The sequence below is a fragment of the Pseudomonas sp. GW821-FHT09A09 genome, assembly GCF_059418405.1.
The window spans coordinates 130,552-148,221 of record NZ_JBWKPU010000007.1; the positions used below are offsets into that span (position 1 = coordinate 130,552).

General features: G+C 62.2%; 13 protein-coding genes. 11 read left to right on the top strand and 2 right to left on the bottom strand.

Translation table 11 applies throughout. The features are described from left to right. Positions 1–44: 44 nt before the first annotated feature. From AC07OV_RS08220 to AC07OV_RS08270, 11 genes are all read left to right on the top strand, one after another. Positions 45–671 carry a response regulator gene (locus AC07OV_RS08220; RefSeq protein ID WP_494996765.1) on the top strand — a complete coding sequence of 209 codons (627 nt, stop codon included), beginning with the start codon at positions 45–47 and terminating at the stop codon, positions 669–671. A 172-nt stretch (positions 672–843) separates the two neighbouring features. After that, positions 844–1,908, top strand: a complete 1,065-nt coding sequence (locus AC07OV_RS08225; RefSeq protein ID WP_495091997.1) for a fimbrial protein — start codon at positions 844–846, stop codon at positions 1,906–1,908. An 82-nt stretch (positions 1,909–1,990) separates the two neighbouring features. Beyond that, positions 1,991–3,049 carry a fimbrial protein gene (locus AC07OV_RS08230; RefSeq protein WP_495091998.1) on the top strand — a complete coding sequence of 353 codons (1,059 nt, stop codon included), beginning with the start codon at positions 1,991–1,993 and terminating at the stop codon, positions 3,047–3,049. A gap of 155 nt (positions 3,050–3,204) precedes the next feature. After that, entirely contained in the window at positions 3,205–4,269 is a 1,065-nt protein-coding gene (locus AC07OV_RS08235) for a fimbrial protein (RefSeq protein WP_495091999.1), read from the top strand. A gap of 259 nt (positions 4,270–4,528) precedes the next feature. Next, on the top strand, positions 4,529–5,077 hold the full coding sequence (locus AC07OV_RS08240) for a fimbrial protein (protein ID WP_176997647.1): 549 nt from the start codon (positions 4,529–4,531) through the stop codon (positions 5,075–5,077). 54 nt (positions 5,078–5,131) lie between these two features. Next, on the top strand, positions 5,132–5,872 hold the full coding sequence (locus AC07OV_RS08245; protein ID WP_176997648.1) for a fimbrial biogenesis chaperone: 741 nt from the start codon (positions 5,132–5,134) through the stop codon (positions 5,870–5,872). A 75-nt stretch (positions 5,873–5,947) separates the two neighbouring features. Beyond that, complete coding sequence (locus AC07OV_RS08250; RefSeq protein WP_495092000.1) at positions 5,948–8,458, top strand: fimbria/pilus outer membrane usher protein; 2,511 nt, start codon at positions 5,948–5,950, stop codon at positions 8,456–8,458. 309 nt (positions 8,459–8,767) lie between these two features. Next, complete coding sequence (locus AC07OV_RS08255) at positions 8,768–9,301, top strand: fimbrial protein (RefSeq protein WP_176997650.1); 534 nt, start codon at positions 8,768–8,770, stop codon at positions 9,299–9,301. Between the two features lie 235 nt (positions 9,302–9,536). Further along, positions 9,537–11,987, top strand: a complete 2,451-nt coding sequence (locus tag AC07OV_RS08260) for a fimbria/pilus outer membrane usher protein (RefSeq protein ID WP_495092001.1) — start codon at positions 9,537–9,539, stop codon at positions 11,985–11,987. A 30-nt stretch (positions 11,988–12,017) separates the two neighbouring features. Further along, positions 12,018–12,743, top strand: coding sequence for a fimbrial biogenesis chaperone (locus AC07OV_RS08265; RefSeq protein ID WP_494996771.1), 726 nt, complete (start codon positions 12,018–12,020; stop codon positions 12,741–12,743). After that, complete coding sequence (locus tag AC07OV_RS08270; RefSeq protein ID WP_494996772.1) at positions 12,740–13,759, top strand: fimbrial protein; 1,020 nt, start codon at positions 12,740–12,742, stop codon at positions 13,757–13,759. The genes AC07OV_RS08265 and AC07OV_RS08270 overlap by 4 nt, the downstream gene beginning before the upstream one ends. 6 nt (positions 13,760–13,765) lie before the next feature. Here the strand turns inward: AC07OV_RS08270 and AC07OV_RS08275 are convergent, their stop codons facing one another. Further along, positions 13,766–15,031, bottom strand: a complete 1,266-nt coding sequence (locus AC07OV_RS08275) for a carbohydrate porin (RefSeq protein WP_495092002.1) — start codon at positions 15,029–15,031, stop codon at positions 13,766–13,768. A gap of 58 nt (positions 15,032–15,089) precedes the next feature. Next, a complete protein-coding gene (locus tag AC07OV_RS08280; protein WP_495092003.1) occupies positions 15,090–17,498 on the bottom strand; it encodes a glucose/quinate/shikimate family membrane-bound PQQ-dependent dehydrogenase in 2,409 nt (802 codons plus the stop codon). Positions 17,499–17,670 lie beyond the last annotated feature (172 nt).

Consider the following 17,670-nt stretch of genomic DNA (forward strand, 5'->3'; position numbering starts at 1 on the left):
AAGGGGAGAGCCGACTGCCGATTTGTGTTGCAGAAAGGAAAGCTATGTCTAGCGCGTTAGTTGTGGACGACCACCCCTTTATCCGCGCCTCGGTCAAAATGCTGCTGGCCAGGGAAGGGTTCACTGATATTGCCGAAGCCGGTGATGGCGCCGAGGCGGTCCGCTGCGTTCGCGAGCGGGTGCCGGACCTGATCATTCTTGAACTGACCCTCCCCACACTCGACGGGCTGGAGCTGATTGCCCGGGTCACGGGTAAGAATGGCCCCAGCAAAGCCCTCGTGTTGACCTCCCAGCCTGCGCTGCGCTACTGCGCGCGCTGCATGAAGGCGGGCGCGGCCGGGTTTGTCTCCAAGAGCAATGAGCTGGGCGAGTTGGTGAAGGCGGTCGCCGCCGTGATGAACGGTTATACGTATTTTCCCGACCTGGCCAGCAACACCGTGCGGCGCAGTGACACCCAGCGATCGGACCATGACCTGGTGCAACGCCTGTCGGACCGCGAACTGAGCATCCTGCAGCAACTGGCCCTGGGCATGACCAACAAGCAGATCGGCGATGCCATGCTGATCAGCAACAAGACGGTCAGCACCTACAAGACCCGCCTGATCGAGAAACTCAACGTCAAGTCGGTGGTGTACCTGGCGGACTTTGCCAAGCGCAACAACCTGGTGTGAGTGAAAACCTTGGCCTGAGGAAATTTCCTACAAGTTGGTGGGAAATCGGCTGCGCGTTGGGTGATATCGATTTCCCATAATCGCGCCTCTTCTGGCCTTGGCGCCCGACCTCGATCATCCGGCAGGCTGACGGCAACCTATGCCCACAGTCGTGCTCAGCAGGATTTCAAACATGAATTTCAGATCACGACTGCTCAGTTGCCTGGGGGCATCGTCCCTGTCGCTAGCGGCGGTGCCAGCACTGGCCGACTGCAGCTGGACATCGGGCGGTACCACGGCCAAGCCGCTGATGTTCAACGCGGGCACTTACTTCGCGCCGCGGGATATTCCGATCGGCAGTTCGTTGAACAGTCGCCCGGCCGCGATCCAGACCGTCAACTTCGGTGACACGCTGCGTTGCACGGCTTCGGCGTTCTACACCACCACGCTGATCGGCCCGCTGGCCATGGGGGTGCCGGTGGACTACGCCATCGTGCCAGCCAATGCACTCTTGCAGACCAACGTGCCCGGCATTGGCCTGGCCATCTACATGACCGGCTTCACGCCAGAGTGGGCCCTGCCACCGGACAACCCGAACCGCTTTATTCCGTTCACGCTCACTTACGATGCGCCGGCGCCGGTGACAATGCCTTCCATGCGGTTTCGCTTCGCGTTGTTCAAAACCGGCGACATTGCGGCGGGCACCCACAGCATCAACCAGGTAGTTGCCTCCGGTACATCGAACATGGGGCCGATATTCGACCTGACATTCGCCGCCAGCATCACCGTGGCCGGCTGTTCGCTGCCGGCTGCTCCCGGCAATCAGATCGACGTACCCATGGGCACCTGGGAAAAGCGCGTGTTCAGTGGCAAACACTCCACCACGCCGGCCCAGCCATTTGCCATCACCCTGACAGCGTGCATTGCCGGCACCAATTACCCCAACAACGCGGGCGGCTATTTCAACGGCAACTACGCCAATATCCAGATCGATGGCAACAACACCTCTACCATCCTGGACGCGGCCAACGGCATCTTGAGCCTGTCGAGCGATTCTACCGCCCAGGGCGTGGCCATCCAGGTACTCAGGGCTGATGACACGCCCATGAACCTGGGCCAGCCGGTACGCCTGAATCGCATCGCCGACGGCACCACCACGGTGCCGCTCAAGGCGCGCTATATCCAGACCGGCGACGGGCCGACGCCAATGCCGGGGTCTGCCAATGGTTATGCGAGTTTTTCGGTGACCTATCGCTGAACCCGTTCTGACAGTTTGTTTTACGTGCATCCCTGGGTTGCCTGGCCTCATACCGGCACCCGTTTCCAGCAGGACATCAATCATGCATTTCAGATCACGGCTCTTGAGTTACCTGGGTACTGCGGCCCTGTTGTCTGCTGCGATCCCTTCGGTGGCCTGCACATGGAACTCTGGCAGCACGACGGCCAAGGCGCTGACCTACAACGCCGGGACAGTGTTCTCACCGCGCGATGTGCCCATCGGCACCACGCTGAACAACCCTTCGCCGATCCGTGCCGTCAACTTCGGTGACGGCCTGCGATGCGGCTCGTCGTCGATCTACAACGTCAGGCTGGTCGGGCCGCTGGCCGCCGATATACCGGTGGACTACCTCAACGTGCCCGCCAATGCGTTGTTGCAGACCAACGTGCCCGGAGTTGGCCTCGCGATCTACATGACGGGCTTTGCCGCCGGCTGGCGCACCCCGGCCGATAACCCGAACCGGTTTGTGCCGCTCAACCTGACCTACGCCTCGGGGACCATCGCCGAGATGCCTTCCATCATGTTTCGCTACCTGCTGGTCAAGACCGGCGATATTCCGGCCGGCACCCACAGCATCAACCAACTGGTCGCCTCGGGTACGACCAACACGGTCCCCATGTTCGACCTGACGTTCACCGCCACCCTCACCGTGGCCGGTTGTTCGATGCCGGCCGCCCCCGGCAACCAGATCGATGTGCCGATGGGTACGTGGGAAAAGCGCGTGTTCAACGGCAAGAACTCCACCACGTCGGCAACGTCGTTTGCCATCACGTTGAGTTCGTGTATCGCGGGCAGCAACTACCCCAACAACGCCAACGGCTACTTCAATGGCAACTACGCCAACATCCAGATCGATGGCAACAAGACGTCCAGCATCGTGGATGCGGCCAACGGCATCCTGAGCCTGTCGAGCGACTCCACCGCCCAGGGCGTGGCCATCCAGGTGTTGCAAGCCAATGACACGCCGATGAACCTGGGCCAGCCGGTACGCCTCAATCGCATCGTCAGTGGCACCACTTCGGTACCGCTCAAGGCGCGCTATATCCAGACGGGTGATGGGCCGACGCCGGTGCCGGGCACCGCCAATGGTTACGCGAGTTTCACAGTGACCTACCGCTGATCGTAGGAAATTTCCTACGAGTTGGCGGGAAGTCGGCTACGGGTTGGGTGATGGCGATTTTCGATAATCAGGTTTCACCCGGTTTTTATGCCTGCTCCCTCTGATGAGGCCAAAGACCGTCCATGCCTGCAGTTGCTCTTACGAGGACTTCAATCATGAAACAGAGATCCATACTCACCACCGGCTTTGCCGCCTTCGCCCTGGCGCTGGTGGCGGCGCCCGCCATGGCAGCCTGCACCTGGGACTCCAACAACGGCACGCCCAAGCAACTGACCCTGGCCGCCGGTACCGTATTTGCGCCGCGTGACGTGCCGATCGGCACCACGCTCAACAACAACGCGCCGATTCGCACGGTGCCGTTCAACGACCGTCTGGTGTGTGGCCTGGTCGCGCGTTACGCCACCACGCTGGTCGGCCCCGTGGTCACCGATGTCCCGGTGGATGTGGTGCGGGTGCCCGCCAGTTCGTTGCTACAAACCAATGTGCCCGGCATCGGCCTGGCGATCTATATGACCGGTTTTGCCGCCGAGTGGAGAGGGCAGGCGGATAACCCCAGCCGCTTCATTCCGTTTGAACTCAACATGAATATTTCCTATGCCGTCAGCGGAATGACCGGGGCTTTGATGCGCTATACCCTGGTCAAAACCGGCGATATCGCACCGGGCACCCATACCATCAATCAACTGGTGGCCACGGGGACTTCTGATCGTGGCCCGATTTTCGACCTGACCTTTACCGCCTCGGTGACGGTCGCCGGCTGTTCGATGCCAGCCGCGCCGGGTAATCAGATCGATGTGCCGATGGGCACCTGGGAAAAGCGTGTGTTCAACGGCAAGAACTCCACCACGCCCGCCCAGCCGTTCGCCGTCACGCTGGACTCGTGCATCGCGGGCAGCAATTACCCGAACAACGCCAACGGCAATTTCAATGGTAACTACGCCAACATCCAGGTCGATGGCAACAAGACCTCGACCATCCTGGATGCGGCCAATGGCGTGCTGAGCCTGTCGAGTGATTCCACCGCCCAGGGCGTGGCCATCCAGGTGTTGCAGGCCAATGACACGCCGCTGAACCTGGGCCAGCCGGTACGCCTCACGCGCATCGTCAACGGCACCACCACGGTGCCGCTCAAGGCGCGCTACATCCAGACGGCCGACGGACCTACGCCCACCCCGGGTTCGGCCAATGGTTATGCGAGCTTTTCCGTGACCTATCGCTGAGGTTTTCCAGCGCTGCAACGCCAACGCCACGGGGGCATCGCACCTGTGGCGTTGGCGTTTCTGCAGCCCGGTGAAAGGTAGTTATTCGTGGGAAATTTCCTACAACCACAAGGACGTTTCCTACATAGGTGTACCCCTCCAACTTCCAATAATGACACCAGACGAAACGCGCTGACCCGCAGTCGGGTAGCCCCGTCGCTCCGTCTGGATGCCTCCTGCAGGCGCACAGATAACCCCTCTCTTTACTGTGGATGTGATCATGAAAAAGTACGCTCTCAAAGGTTTGACCCTGGCCCTGGTTCTGGGCGGTGCTTCGCAAGCGGCCCTGGCCGCTGATGGCGAAATCAACTTCATCGGCAGCGTCACCGACAACACCTGCCCGGTGGTGGTATCGGACCTCAACGGTTCGGCCGGCGCGGGTGACGTGACCCTGGGCAGCGTCCCTGCCACTTCCCTGGCAAGCGCTGGCGCAGTCGCCGGTGGCGGTGCGTTCACCCTGACCATCGACACCACCGCGCCAGGTTGCAGCGTCACCGGCAAGAAAGCCGTGGTCAAGTTCCTGTCCCTGAGCGGCAACGCCGGCGCCAGCGGCCAGTGGATCGGCCTGACCCCGGATCCGGGTGTGGCTACCAACGTCGCCGTACAGATCAAGGACGCCACCGGCAAGGACGTGCAACTGGGCCTGGAGTCCTCGCCGTACCTGGACCTGACCCAACCGTTGCGCTTCACCGCCAACTACATCGCCACCGGTGCTGCGACCTCGGGCCCGGCCAACGCCAAGGCCGCGTTCACCGTCGACTACCAGTAAGCCCTGTGACACGCCCCAGCCCAGCCAGGTTGGGGCGCCAAGAGGATGACCGATATGAAACGTTTTGCGACCCCATTCAAAGCCACAGCGATGCTGGCCGTGTTGCTCGCCACGACGCTGGTTGGCACCGCAAGCCAGGCCGGTGTGATGCTCGGCGGCACGCGTATCGTGTTCGACGGCAGCAAGCGCGATGCGTCCATCAGCGTCGGCAACACCACCACACAGCCCTATGCGGTACAGACCTGGATCAACACCGAGGCTGACGACAACACCAGCGCAACGCCTTTCGTGGCCACGCCGCCCCTGTTTCGCCTGGACCCGCGCAAAGAGCAGATGGTGCGCATCCAGAAAGTCCCGGGCGCGCTGCCGGAAGACCGCGAGTCGGTGTTCTACTTCAACGCCCAGGAAATCCCGGTGGCCGGCAAGGCCGACGAGAACACCCTGAAGATCGCCATGCGCACCCGCATCAAGCTGTTCTATCGCCCGGCCAGCCTCAAGGGCAACCCGTTGGACGCACTGCCACAACTGCGCTGGAGCCTTGCGCAGGAGCAGGGCAAGACCGTGCTGGTGGTCAACAACCCGTCGGCGTTTCACGTGTCCTTCATCGGCGTGAAGGTATTGGCCGGTGCACACAGCGTGGAAGTCGACGAGCCCAAGATGGTCGCGCCGATGAGCAGCCAGCGTTATGCCTTGCCCGGCTTCAGTGGCAGCGGCGGTGAGGTGATGTTCTCCGCCATCAATGACTACGGCGGCTACAGCGAACCAACCAAAGTCGCGCTGACCCGCACGCCCTGATCCCACTTTTCTTGTCCTTGCGAAGGTGCTCCCGCGTTGCCCCGGCAACGTGATGGCAGCCCATTGAGTATTGTCATGCGAATCGATGCCCTGAACCTCGACTGGTCCTCACTGCCGTTTGCCCCGCTGCGCCTGTCCGCCGCCATCCTGGCTGCGTTGATGGCCGGTGTGGCGCAGGCCGATGACGCAGTGAAGTTTGACTCAAGCTTCATGCAATCCTTTGGTGGCACCGATGCCGGGCCGAACCTGGACCTGGATGCGATTGCCAACAGCGGCAGCCTCGGCCCTGGCACCTACCCGGTGGTCATTCGCCTGAACCAGAGCTTTTTTGATCGCCGCGACATGACCTTCAGCCAGGACGAAAAAACCGGCGACGTGCGGGCGTGCCTGTCGGCAGCGTTTCTCACTGAGCTGGGGGTCAAGCTGGACGCGTTCCAGGTGCCCGGCGAAAGCCTGCCCGAGTGCATCGACCTCGCGGCGCTGGTGGACGGCGCTGCGGTCAGCTTCGACGCCAACCACCTGGCCCTGGACATCAGCGTGCCGCAGATCGCTTTGCGCCGTGACGCGGCCGGCTACGTGGCGCCGCAGGAATGGGACAGCGGGATAAACGCTGCGATGCTCAACTATCAGTTCTCGGCGGCACAGACCCAATCCAACGCGCGGGGCAGCGGTACGCAATACAACCTCTACAGCAACGGCGGTTTCAACCTGGGCGACTGGCGCTTTCGTACCAGTTCGTCGTTCCGCCAGGACGAGGAGGGCAAGCAGGATTGGCAGCGCAGCAACACCTATGCACAACGCGACGTGACGGCCCTGAAGGGCACGCTGACCGTGGGCGAAAGTTTCACGCCGGGGGATGTGTTCGACAGCATCCCGTTTCGCGGTGTGCAGTTGGCCTCGGACATGGGCATGTTGCCGGACTCGATGCAGGGCTATGCGCCGATCATTCGCGGTATCGCGGAAACCCAGGCCAAGGTCGAAGTGCGCCAGAACGGCTACTCGCTGTACACCACCTATGTGGCACCGGGCGCGTTCGAGATCGATGACCTCAACGCCGCCTCCGGCAGTGGTGACCTGGAAATCGTGATTACCGAGGCCGACGGCCGCGAACGACGTTTCACCCAGCCTTACGCGACCCTGGGTAACATGCTGCGCGAGAAGACCTGGCGCTACAGCATGACCGTCGGCGAGTACAACGCTGTCGATGGCGGCCAGCGCCCGTCGTTTGCCCAGGCCTCGCTGGCCTATGGCTTGCCGTTCGACCTGACGCTGTACGGTGGCTTGCTCGGCGCCAATTTCTACAACGCCGGCGTGGTCGGCATGGGCAAGAGCCTGGGCAGCCTGGGTGCGGTGTCGATGGACGTGACGGCAGCCAAGACCGAAGTGCCGCAGGCGTCCGGCAACCCGGCAGGCAAACAGAATGGCCAGAGTGTCAGCCTGCGCTACGGCAAGGCTTTCGAGACAGGTACCTCGGTGCGTTTTGCCGGTTATCGCTATTCCACCGAAGGCTACCGGGACTTTGACGAGGCCGTGCGCCTGCAAGAGCCCGACAGCTACTACAACCTGTCCCGGCGCTCCAAGGTCGAGGCGAGCATCAACCAGGCGCTGGGCAGTGCCGGTTCGTTTTACCTGAACATGAGCCAGCAGAACTACTGGGGCTCGTCGCGCCAGGACAAGCAGATGCAACTGGGCTTCAGCAGCCAGTACAAGGGCGTGACCTATGGCGCCTATGCCAGCAAGACCCTGACCGACAACTACGGCCAGAACAACCAGGTGGTGTTCACCGTGTCGATGCCGATCGGCCAGACCCGCAGCACCGCCACCTACGCCGTCACACGCAACACCGACGGCAGCCTGGACCAGCGCGCGGGCCTCAGTGGGCGCGATGGCGAGATGACGTACAACGTCAACGCCAACCGTTCGGACAACGCCGGCAATAACGGCTCGGCGCTGATTGGCTACCGCGCACCCTTTGCCCAGTTGGGCGCTGGCGTCAGCGTGGGCAGTGGCTACCGCCAGACGTCGGTGAGTGCGGCAGGTTCGGTGTTGGCCCACAGCGATGGTGTCGAATTCGGGCAGAGCCTGGGTGAAACGGTAGCCCTGGTGGAAATCAAGGACACGCCGAACGTGGGTGTGCTCAACGCCCCTGGCACCTTGACCAACAAGAAGGGCTACGCGCTGGTGCCGTATGTGATGCCGTACCGCAAGAACCGTGTGGCACTGGACACCAGCGAGCTGGACAGCCAGGTGGACATCGAGGACGGCGTAACCAATGTGGTGCCGCGTCGCGGTGCCGTGGTCAAGGCGACATTCGCCGCCAGCCGTTCGGAGAAAGTCGTAGCCACGGTGCGCCTCGCTGACGGCGGCCTGCCACCGTTCGGCACTTCGGTGCTGGATGCAAAGGGCCTGAGTGTCGGCGTGGTCGGGCAGGCCGGGCAGGTGTTGATGGCGGTGGGTGAGGGCACCCGGTTCAGCATGAAGTGGGGCGAAAAGAACGCGCAACGTTGCACGTTCGAATTGGATATCAGCAAGACCGAACCGGTGGATGGGTACCGTGTGATGGCGGCGACTTGTGCGGCGCCATGAGGCGCAATAGGACAAATCTGTAATGGGTGTCCCAGGGAAAATTCCTACAGTCCGAGCGGAACGAGCTTACATTTCAACTTCCGCATACACCGCATTATTTGTCCCGCACTACAGATGTTTGAAGTTATTGAATACCGATGATGTTGGCCGCACTTTAACTGACTGAACAACGAAAACACTCAAGCTGATACTTGAGTTGTTTTAACGGATGAATGTTGTTTGGCGGGGGAACTAGTGATGCAGCAGGGTTGTGTATTAAGGCTCCAGCATCTTTGTGCCAATCCCACTATTAATTCAAGAGTTGTACTCATGAAAAAGCTTGTTGCTGTTACTGCCGCTACTGTTGTTATGGGTCTTGCTTCGTTCGCCAACGCTGCCACGCCGGCCACCGGCAACCCGGGCACCGTGCGCTTCATTGGTGAAATCGTTTCCGGCGCTTGCGGTATCGATGCCAACTCTCTGGACCAGACCGTGTCCCTGGGCCAAGTGCCGTCGAACCAGTTCAAGGCTATTGGTGATCGTTCGACCCCGACCAAGTTCGACATCGTCCTGACCGAGTGCGACACCTCCACCCAGAAGAACGCCCGCTTCACCTTCAGCGGCGTGCAAGACCCTGTGGTTCCTGGCCTGTTCGCCACCACCGGCCTGGCCCAGAACGTCGGCATCCGCCTGCAGGCCAGCGCTGGCGAAATGCTGGACAACGGCACTGAGCAAGTCGCACCGGTAGTGCTGCAAGACGGCAATAACACCGTCACCTTCGCCGCGATGTACGAAGCCACCGCCGCTTCCGTCACCACCGGTGAAGCCGACAGCGTTGCCAACTTCACCGTCGCCTACAACTGATACGTGCGCGGGTGGGTTCGCCCTTGATCATGTAGTGAGCGGGCTCGCCCCGCGCTGCGCCGGCACAGGTCCTGAGTGTCTTTAGTTGGAATGAGGTGGCTGGACTAACGCCGCGCGGGGTAAACCCGCTCACGACAGGTTTTGTCTATCAGTGTTCGTTGTTGGTGTTGTAACACTTTGGGGCGCAAGCCCCTTTTTTATTGTCTGTCTCGGTGCTGATAAAAGGGTAACGCCCGTGTACTGCCGCACACTTATTCTGTCTTGCGTATTACTGCCTTGCGCGGGTTATACCTATGCCCTGGAGTTTAATACTGAGTTCTTAAATATTGACGGTCATGACGGCGTCAGTCTCGGACAATTTACTCATGCGCATTACACCGTGCCGGGCACCTACGTATTGGATATCGTCGTTAATCAACGTTATTTCGGAACACGTTCCATTGAATTCAAGAGCGGTGATCAACCGCAACAAAGTTATGCCTGTTTGCCGCTGTCACTGGTCGAGACGTTCGGGCTCAAGCCCGACCTGTTCAAGCGCCTGCCACGCATTGCCGATGGCCAATGTGTCGACCTGAGCGTGATCGAAAACGCCAGCGTCACCTACGCCCAGAACCTGGGACGGTTGCTGATCAGCCTGCCCCAGGCGTCATTCGAATATGACGACCCCAATTACATCCCGCCGGCCTCCTGGAGCGAAGGGCTGGATGGCGCGTTGCTCGATTACCGGGTAATCGCCAACAGCCGCCAGACCACCGGCTCGGCGTCCAGCGGCGACTCCACCTCGTTACAGAGCTACGGCACCGCAGGCCTGAACGTCGATGCCTGGCGGCTGCGTGCCGATTACCAGGCCCAACAGGTCACCGGTAACCAGGGCGGCGGCAACAATGGCCAGGCGTTCCAGCTGAACCGCTTGTATGCCTATCGCGCGCTGCCGTCGATCCACTCGAAACTGTCGGTGGGCGAGGACTACCTGAACTCCGACGTGTTCGACACCTTCGCCCTGCGCGGCGCGAGCCTGAGCAGTGACGACCGCATGCTGCCGCCGAACCTGCGCGGTTACGCGCCGCTGATCAGCGGCCTGGCGCGCACCAACGCCACGGTGACCGTGTCGCAGCAAGGCCGCGTGCTGTATTCCACCACGGTGACCCCGGGTGCGTTCAGCCTCCAGGACATCAACAGCAGTGTGCAAGGCACGCTGGATGTGACCGTGCGCGAAGAAGACGGCACCGAGCAGAAATTTACCGTCACCACCGCCGCTGTGCCGTTCCTCGCCCGCGAAGGCGAGTTGCGCTACAAACTCTCGGCGGGCCAGCCACGCCTGACGGGCAGGGGCGGCACCGAACCGAGCTTTGTTGCCTCCGAACTGGCCTACGGTTTGTCCCGCGACTGGACGGTGTACGGCGGCATGCTGGCGGCCACCGACTACTTGTCCAGCGCCGTGGGTGTGGGCCGCGACCTGGGGGTGTTCGGCGCGGTGTCGGCAGACGTCACCACCTCGCGCGCCAAATTACGTTGGACCGGTGAGACGGCGGTGGGCAACTCCTACCGCATCAACTATTCCAAGCATTTCGACGCCATCGGCACCGACCTGCGCTTTCTCGGCTATCGCTTTTCCGACCGCACCTTCACCAATTTTTCGCAGTTTGTCGGCGATCCGGATTCCTACGCGTTGAACTCGGGCAAACAACGCTATTCGGTGATGCTCGCCAAGCGTTTTTCCTGGCTGTCGACGAGCCTGTCCTTCGACCACTCGACCTTTTGGGACGCTGCCCCTTCGGACCGCTTCGGCCTGACGCTGGCGCGCAGTTTCACCCTGGGCAACGTCAAGAACATCAACCTCAACCTGTCGGCGTACCAGACCCGGAACGCGCAAAACAGCGACTCGCAACTCTACCTGGGCGTGAGCATTCCATTGGGCGGGCGCTCGATGATGTCGAGCAACTTCCAGCGCGGCAGTTCGGGCACATCCTCTGCCAACGTCGGCTTCAGCCACGATGACGGCGAAGGCATGAACTACCAGGTCTATGGCGGGTTGGGCGACAACAAATACGTCAACGCCTACGTGGGCCAACGTGCGTCGACCTATCGCGCCAATGCGTCGGCGACCACCGATGGCAGCACCTACCGTTCGCTCACCGGCGAACTCGACAGCTCGCTGGTGGTGACCCGTTATGGCGTGACCGCCCACGGTAATGGCTCGAATGGGGACACGCGGTTGCTGGTGTCCACCGATGGCGTACCGGACGTGACGTTCACCGGCCAGGCGCGCACCAACGCGCAGGGCTACGCGGTGATGGACGGCCTGCCGTCGTTCCAGGCGTATGAGGCGCGGGTCAATCTGGAGAAGTTGCCGCTCAAGACCGAAGTTTCCAACCCGATCCAGCGCCTGGCATTGACGGAGGGGGCCATCGGCTACGTCAGTTTCACCGCCGCCCAAGGCCACAACGCCTATGTCGAACTGATCCAGCAAGACGGCCGGCCGGTGCCTTTTGGCGCATCGGTGCAGGACAAGCACAGCCATAAGGAAGTGGGCATCGTCGGGGAGGCGGGCGTTACCTATTTGCTGGGCGCCAAGACCGGCGCCGAACTGGTGGCGCGCTGGGACGACAGCAAGTCCTGCGCCCTTGAGGTGCTGCCCGATGCAGACGTTGTCACCAATATCGCCGCGTCGGTGCGGTGTTTGTGAACCCTCTTTCAACCCTTTTGGAGCACCCTGATGTCTCGATTGATGTTCAACCGTTTTGCCCGCCTGGTGCTGGTCTGTGTGCCATTGCTGGCGAATGCCGCCGTGGTGCCCGACCGCACCCGGGTGATTTACGAAGAGGGCGCCACCTCGGTGAGCGTCACCGTGAGCAACAAGAACCTGCAACTGCCCTTTGTGGTGCAGTCGTGGATCGAAGATGCCAGCGGCAAAAAAATCAGCTCGCCGTTCATGGTGCTGCCGCCGCTGCAACGCATCGAGCCCAATGAAAGCAGCATGCTACGCATTGTGAAGCTGCCCGAGGCCACGTTGCCCAAGGATCGCGAGTCGGTGTTCTACCTCAATATCCGCGAGATCCCGCCCAAGAGCGAGGCGGTCAACGCGATGCAGATTGCCTTGCAATCGAAGATCAAGCTGTTCTACCGCCCGGCGTCGGTCAAGCGTGAGCGCGGTGAAGACCTGGCCCAGCGGCTGAACCTGAAAATCGACCCCATCGGCAAGCAACTGCTGATCGACAACCCGTCACCGTTCCATATCACCGTGGTGGGCCTGCTGGCCGGGCCGCAGATGACCAAGCTGCCGGTCGAGACCGTGATGATCGCGCCGTTCAGTGGCGCACGGTTGCCGTTGAGCACCACCGCTCTCGGTGAACTGCGGGTGTCGAACATGAATGACTTCGGCGGCCAGACCGACACGCTGTTCCAGTGCGCAGCCGAGGCGTGCAAGGCAGTGAAACCGTGAACATCAAACCACTGCTGAGCGTGGGGTTGGCGCTGCTGATGCTGGGATTTTCCAGCGCGTCGTGGGCCCTGATCTGCAAGTCGCAGTCCGACGGCGATTTTCTCAGCGAATACATCGGCCCGGTGTCGGTGCCGGACACAGTGCCCGACGGTACGATCATCTGGCGCTCGCAAACCCATGTGGTGCCGGCCAAGTGCTGGAAGCTGCGGGACATACACTTCAACGAAGACGACCCGATCTATTTCTATGGCAACCCCGCGGGGCTCAATGCCACGGCCTGGGGCATCGAGTTCGGCCTGGTGTACCGGCAGGTGACGGCCTGGGATGGGGATTGGAGTTCCGACCCGACCCTGGGCGTCAATACCGGGTTCGTGTCTCGTGGCTGCCCGGCGGCCACCAACAATGAAGAGATGCTGCCGTGTTCATTGGCCACGCCGAACATTGCGTTTCAGGTGGTGATCCGCAAGCGCGGGCTGCTGCCCTTGCAGCGCCCGTCCCAGGACACCTACGACGTCTTCCAGTTTGACGGCCAGTACGGTCTCAACGGTGGGGTGGGCAACCCGTTCAACAACTTCCGCTTCAAGCTCAGCGGCCTGCAGAACATTGTCGGCACGGCGTGCACGGTCGACGTCACGGTGACGCCGGAACCGGGCATTGTCGATTTCGGCGTGATCCAGAAAACCGCCACGGGGCTGTCTCCGCCCAGCCCAACCAAGCCGTTCAGCCTGGCCCTGGAGAAAAAGTGCAGCAGCGCCATCAACGTCGGCGCCACCTTCGTGACCGCCAACCAGCAAGGCCTGTACACGGTGTTGCCGACGGCCGACAGCGGGTTTGGCATTCAGGTGCGCGATGGGCGTAACGCACTGGTGCCCATCAACGAACCGTTCCCCCTGGCCACCTTTGCCGCCAATGTGAGCCACATCGATGTGCCGTTCAGCGCAACGGTGGTGGCCCAGGGGGACCCTCAGGTCGGCGCGTTCGAAGCCATTATGGTGGTGCAGATCATCTACTACTGAGGCGCCTTAGAAGCTCGCCTTGACCTGCAACCCCAGCACCAGGGCATTGTCGATGTCGCTGCCGGAAAACGCCCCGGGCTCGATGATGTATTGCACGTCCGGGCGCAGGGTCAGCCACGGCGTGGCCTGGTAGCCGTAACTCAGCTCGATCAACTGCTCGGCGTTGTTCAGGTTGGGGTAGTCGGTGCCGGCGTTGAACGCGGCCAGTTCCTGCGCGTCACGGCTGCGCGGGTTGGGCACGGCGCGGCCATAGCCCAGGGCGAGGGTGTCGCGCGGGCGGCCTTCGAACGGCTTGTACAGCACCACGCCCGCGCCATACCACCGGGTGAAGGGTGATGCGGCCAAGCTTGCTGCCGAGTACTGGCCGAAGGCGTGCAACACGCGGCCGGCAGAGGACTCCGAAGCCCACACCGCCTGGTCGACCAGCAGGTAATGCCCGCTGCGCCCGCTGACTTCCTGTTTACTACCGATGCGTTTCACGTCGGAGCTGTCGTAGTAATACCCCACCTTGTATTCACCCGGCAGGGTGCCCGCGTGCTTGTAGACCAGCTCGATCGGAACCACGGTGCCGGTGGTGCGTTTCGGGTCCAGGCGCCAGGCGCGGCTGGAGTTGCCGTTGCTGTCCGGGTCCACGTTGAAGGCGGCGACGCGCAGTTGCCAGTTTGGTGAAAAGTCGTATTTCACCCGCGCACCCAGGCGTGCGTTCGGGTAGTTGGTCCAGCCGCTGCCACCGGACATGTTCAGCGGGTGGCCGCAGAAACCGGCGTTCATGAAGTTGCACAGGATGCCGCTGTCGAGGCCGCCAAGGTCGTTGCCCATGGCCATGTAGCCGAGCTTGACGTTGAGCGCCGGGGTGAACAGGGTGCGCTCGTAGCTCAGCTCGGTGAGGCGGGTGTAGAGGCCGCCGTAGTTTTCCTGGATCGGCAGGCGGTTGCCCACCAGGTCCTCTGAAGCGCTGTTGCCGCGACGGTCGTTGATCGTGACCTGGATGCGGTCGCCATTATTGAAACCGTAGAGCTTGCCCAGGTCGAACTGCACGCCGAGCTTGATGTTTTGGGAGTAGCGCGCCGAGCGGTGCAGGCCGCCCTCGGCGTTGTAGGCGGTCTCGCCGCTGTAGTCGCCGGTGAAGCGAATGCCTTGTTCGTCGAGTTCGCGGCGCAGGCCGCCCCAGTCGCCGGTCAAGGTGGTGTCATCGGCTTGCACGGGCAGGGCGGCGCCCAGGGCCAGGCCAAGCAACAGGCGCCCAAGGGAAATCTGAGAAGTGGGGGTCATGCGAAATTTTCCAAAAAAAAGCGCGGCGCCGGGGGAGGCGCCGCGCAAACAGAAGGGGTTATGGCAGGGCGTAGGCGATCACATAGTCGCCACGGTCCGTGGACTGGCGTGCGCCGCCGGCGGTGATGACGATGTACTGCTTGCCGGTCTTGGGCGACACGTAGGTCATCGGACCGCCTTGGCTGCCCACGGGCAGGCGGGCTTTCCAGACTTCGTCACCGTTGCCGCTGTTGAAGGCGCGCAGGTAGAAGTCCTGGGTGCCGGCGATGAAGATCAGGCCACCTTGGGTGGACAGGGTGCCGCCGAGGGTTGGCAGGCCAATCTTGATCGGCAGGTGCATGCGGATGCCCAGGGGGCCGGTGTCTTCAACGGTGCCCACCGGCACTTGCCAAGCGATCTTCTGGGTTTTCATGTCGATGGCGGTCAGGGTGCCGAACGGTGGTGCCTGGCACGGAATGCCGGCCACCGACAGGAAGCGGTTTTTGTTCACCGCATACGGCGTGCCCTTGAGCGGCACGGCGCCCATGCCGGTGTTCAGCGCTTCGCCACCGGAGGAGGCCTGGGCCTTGTTCTGCGACGGCACCATCTGGATCCACAGGCCCAGGCGCATGTCGTTGACGAAGATAAAGCCATGCACCGGGTCGGTGGAGAGGCTGCCCCAGTTCATGCCGCCCAGGGAGCCCGGGAAACTCAGAGATTTGTCGGTGCCTGGCGCGGTGTACAGGCCGTCATAGCGCATGCCCTTGAAGTCGATGCGGCACAGCAACTGGTCGTACGGCGTGGCGCCCCACATGTCCGATTCGGTCAGGGTTTGCGCGCCGATCTGCGGCATGCCGACGGATTTTGGCTGGGTGGGCGAGTAAGGCTCGTTAGGGATGTTGGCGGCCTTGACCGGCACTTCACGCACGTCGGTCAACGGCTTGCCGGTGGCACGGTCGAGCACGTAGATCTGGCCGGCCTTGGTACCGATCACCACAGCAGGCACCGCCTTGTCGCTGCCCGGTGGGGTGAAGTCGATCAGGCTGGGTTGCATCGGCAGGTCGAAGTCCCACAGGTCGTTGTGGACGGTCTGGTACACCCACTTTTCAGCACCGGTGGAGGCGTCCAGCGCCAGCACGGAAGCGCCGTATTTGTGGTTGAGCTGGGTACGTTCCACGCCATAGATGTCGGTGGACGAACTGCCCATCGGCAGGAAGACCGTGTTCATCAGCGGGTCATAGGACATCGGCGCCCAGCTGTTCGGGGTGCTGCGCACGTAGGTGCTGCCGGCGGTCGGGGCTTGCTTGTCTTCTGGGTTGCCCGGGTCGAAGGCCCAGCGCATCTGGCCGGTGATCACGTCAAAACCACGGATCACGCCGCCAGGCATGTCGGTTTGCACGTTGTCAGCCACACGGCCGCCGACTACCACGGTGGTTCCGGCCATCAGCGGGGCGGAGGACAGTTGGTAGTAGCTGTCGGGGACGTCGCCCAGGCCGGCCTTGAGGTCCACTTGGCCGTGGGTGCCGAAGTCTTCGCAGAACTTGCCGGTGTCGGCGTCTACGGCGATCAGGCGCGCGTCGATGGTGTTGGTCAGCAAACGACGCTGGCACTGCGCACCGGCCGGTACGCTGGCGGCGATGATCGGCGAGCTGTTGGGCTGGGTGGGCGCGGCAATCGGCGCGGTGGCGTCGAAGTAAGCCATGCCGCGGCAACGCTGCCACACCGCTGACTTGGCGTTGACTTCGTTCTTCCACAGCTCTTTGCCGGTGTCGGCGTCGAGGGCGATCAGGTTGTTGTGCGGGGTGCAGATGAACACCTTGTTGCCGATCTGCAGCGGGGTGAGCTGGTCTTCGGCGCCGTTGCCGTCGCTGATGGCCACGTCACCGGTGTGGTAAGTCCAGGCTACTTTCAGCTTGTTGACGGTGTCGCGGTTGATCTGGTCCAGCGCGGCGAAGCGGCTGCCACCTTCGGTATTGCCGTAGTGCGCCCAGTCTTTCTGCGCATCGGCCGAGGCCACGGGCGTCACGCCCGGGCCTGCGCCGGTAGGGGCGACGCTCGGGTGCGCGACGAACATATTGCCCGCCGCAACGGCCACGCCAACGGCCAATACGGCGGCAACGCCATAGGCGCCACGCGCCGGCTTGCCCGCGAGCAGCGGGTACACCAACGCTACCACCAAGCCAATCACGCTGAACATGAACAGGCGTGAGAACAGCGGCCAGAACACCAGGCCCACATCCGCCACCGCCCAAACGGCGGTGCCCACCAGGAACGCCGCAAACAGCCACGCCCCTGCAGGCTTGCGCCGGGCAATCAGCACGCCGGAAACCGCCATGGCCAGGCCGCCGATCAGGAAGTACCAGGAGCCGCCCAGGCTGACCAGCCTGGCGCCGCCAACGGCCAGCGCCACGCCGAGCAGGGCGATGACGACGCCCAGGCCCAGCAGGATAAATCTAGAGACGCCAGCGGCGCGCGATGCTCGTTTCATATCGATAAATGCTCGAAGGTGAGAGGGCAAAGACGCGATTTTAGCAAGATAAGTAACTGGTTAGTACATTTAGCTCCGCAATAGACTATTACAGGTAATGCGATGATGCGGTGTGGCCAAATGTCGCCTGGGGTGCGATGCGGCTTTTTTTGCCTGCATCGCACCGCGTGCT